The sequence below is a fragment of the Kitasatospora sp. MY 5-36 genome (assembly GCF_001182915.1).
GTDB lineage: Bacteria > Actinomycetota > Actinomycetes > Streptomycetales > Streptomycetaceae > Kitasatospora.
Map to the genome: position 1 here is coordinate 1 of NZ_LFVW01000985.1, position 2,686 is coordinate 2,686.

Sequence of the window (2,686 nt, forward strand, 5' to 3'; positions counted from 1 at the left end):
CAGCGGCTCCGGGACCGGCTCGGTGGCCCCCGCCGCCACGCCCGCCGTCCAGCCGCCGGCGCCCGTGCCGAGCGCCGCCGCGATCGCCGCCGTCCCGGCCGACAAGGTCACCGTGAAGCTGGTCGCCGAGGGCACCAGCTGGGTCTCGGCGATGGACGGCAACGGCAAGTCGCTGTTCCAGAACAACATCGGCAACGGCCAGGACCAGACCTTCACCGACCCCAAGCAGATCAAGCTGGTGCTCGGCAACGGCGGGGCCGTGCACGCGTACGTCAACGGGAAGGACCTCGGCCTCCTGGGCAAGGACGGCCAGGTGGTGCACGTCACGTACACCCCCGGAGACCCGCAGGCGGGCTGACCACAGGGGCCGTCCGGCCCGTTGATGATCAGCTGATCCGAGGCGCGCGGCCTCCGGGGCGAACGGCACCGGAGCCCGCGCGTTAATCTTGGGCCTATGCCTGAACGCCGTACTGTCGCCCTTGTCACGCTCGGATGCGCCCGCAACGAGGTGGACTCCGAGGAACTCGCCGGGCGACTGGAGGCCGACGGCTGGTCGCTGGTCGACGACGCCTCCGAAGCGGACGTCGCCGTGGTCAACACCTGCGGCTTCGTCGAGGCCGCCAAGAAGGACTCGGTGGACGCCCTGCTGGAGGCCAACGACCTCAAGGGGCACGGCCGCACCCAGGCCGTCGTCGCGGTCGGCTGCATGGCCGAGCGGTACGGCAAGGAGCTCGCCGACGCCCTCCCCGAGGCGGACGGCGTCCTCGGCTTCGACGACTACGCGGACATCTCCGACCGCCTCCAGACCATCCTCTCCGGCGGCCACCACGCCCCGCACCTCCCGCGCGACCGCCGCAAGCTGCTGCCGATCAGCCCCGCCGAGCGGCAGAGCGCCGCCGAGACCGTCGCCCTGCCCGGCCACGGCACCGAGGCCGCCGCCGAGCCGATCGCCGACCTGCCCGACGGCCTCGCCCCGGCCTCCGGCCCGCGCACCCTGCGCAAGCGGCTGGACGACAGCCCGGTCGCCTCCGTCAAGCTCGCCTCCGGCTGCGACCGGCGCTGCTCCTTCTGCGCCATCCCGGCCTTCCGCGGCTCCTTCATCTCCCGCCGCCCCTCCGACGTGCTCAACGAGGCCCAGTGGCTGGCCGGGCAGGGCGTGCGCGAGATCGTCCTGGTGAGCGAGAACAACACCTCGTACGGCAAGGACCTCGGCGACATCCGGCTGCTGGAGACGCTGCTCGGCGAGATCTCCGCGATCGAGGGCGTCGAGCGGGTCCGGGTCTCCTACCTCCAGCCGGCCGAGATGCGCCCGGGCCTGGTCGACTCGATGACCGGCACCGCCGACGTGGTGCCCTACTTCGACCTGTCCTTCCAGCACTCGGCGCCCGCCGTGCTGCGCCGGATGCGCCGCTTCGGCTCCACCGACCAGTTCCTGGAGCTGCTGGGCACCATCCGCGGCAAGGCCCCGCAGGCCGGCGCCCGGTCCAACTTCATCGTCGGCTTCCCCGGCGAGACCGAGGAGGACTTCGCCGAGCTGGAGCGCTTCGTCACCCACGCCGGGCTGGACGCGATCGGCGTCTTCGGCTACTCGGACGAGGACGGCACCGAGGCCGCGACCTACGACGGCAAGCTCGCCGACGACGTGATCGCCGACCGGGTGGACCGGCTGAGCCGGCTGGCCGAGGAGATGACCGCCCAGCGGGCCGAGCAGCGGATCGGCACCGAGGTCGAGGTGCTGATCGAGTCGATCGAGGACGGCGTGGTCGAGGGCCGCTCCGCCCACCAGGCGCCGGAGACCGACGGCCTGACCACCCTGGAGGGCGTCGAGGCCCCCGCGGTCGGCCAGTTCTGGCGGGCCAAGGTGGTCGCCAGCGAGGGCGTCGACCTGATCGCCGAGGCGCTGGAGCAGGTGCGACTGCCCCGGACGTCGGGGGCCGAGGCCTCGGGAGCCGGGGAATGACCAAGGGGCCCGGCGCCCCGGCCGCGGCCCACCCGGGCAGACCGGTGGCCGCGGCGCCGTCGACCCCGGGGATCTGGAACATCGCCAACGTGCTCACGATGGTCCGGGTGCTGCTGGTGCCGGTCTTCGTGGCGCTGCTGTTCGCCGGCGGCGGGCACGACCCCAAGTGGCGCTCGGTCGCCTGGGCCTCGTTCGCGATCGCGATGATCACCGACCTGTTCGACGGTGAACTGGCCCGGCGCAAGGGCCTGGTCACCGACTTCGGGAAGATCGCCGACCCGATCGCCGACAAGGCGATCATGGGCTCGGCGCTGATCGGCCTCTCGCTGCTCGGCGACCTGCCCTGGTGGGTCACCGCGGTGATCCTGGCCCGCGAGCTCGGCATCACCCTGATGCGGTTCTGGGTGATCCGCTACGGGGTCATCCCGGCCAGCCGCGGCGGCAAGCTCAAGACGCTGACCCAGGGCACCGCGGTCGGCATGTACGTACTGGACCTGACCGGCTGGCTGGCCACCGGGCGGGCGGTCCTGATGGGGCTGGCGGTACTGCTGACCGTCGGCACCGCGCTGGACTACATCGGGCAGGCGCTGCGCCTGCGCCGCGAGGGACGGACCGCGGCGCGGGCCGGCCGCTGAGCGACGGGGGAACCGGGTGTCGGAGCGGGACGTGGCGGAGCACGGCGCGGCGGCGCGGGGCGTGCCGGTGCGGGACGCGGTGGCGCCGGAC

3 protein-coding genes are annotated in these 2,686 nt (G+C 73.3%); all 3 read left to right on the top strand.

What is annotated here, in order from left to right; all coding sequences use genetic code 11:
• Nucleotides 1–358 (top strand): DUF4115 domain-containing protein (locus AE652_RS39170; protein WP_049660302.1); only part of this gene is annotated, 358 nt, incomplete at its 5' end.
• 96 nt (nucleotides 359–454) lie between these two features.
• Nucleotides 455–1,960, top strand: coding sequence for a 30S ribosomal protein S12 methylthiotransferase RimO (gene rimO / locus AE652_RS39175; RefSeq protein ID WP_049660304.1), 1,506 nt, complete (start codon nucleotides 455–457; stop codon nucleotides 1,958–1,960).
• The gene (gene pgsA / locus AE652_RS39180; protein ID WP_049660306.1) at nucleotides 1,957–2,595 is read left to right on the top strand and encodes a CDP-diacylglycerol--glycerol-3-phosphate 3-phosphatidyltransferase; all 639 of its coding nucleotides are present in this window, start codon (nucleotides 1,957–1,959) and stop codon (nucleotides 2,593–2,595) included. The genes rimO and pgsA overlap by 4 nt, the downstream gene beginning before the upstream one ends.
• Nucleotides 2,596–2,686 lie beyond the last annotated feature (91 nt).

Bases quoted from the DNA above. Each gene is read 5' to 3' on its own strand.
- rimO (WP_049660304.1), top strand. From the start codon at position 455: ATGCCTGAACGCCGTACTGTCGCCCTTGTCACGCTCGGATGCGCCCGC.
- pgsA (WP_049660306.1), top strand. From the start codon at position 1,957: ATGACCAAGGGGCCCGGCGCCCCGGCCGCGGCCCACCCGGGCAGACCG.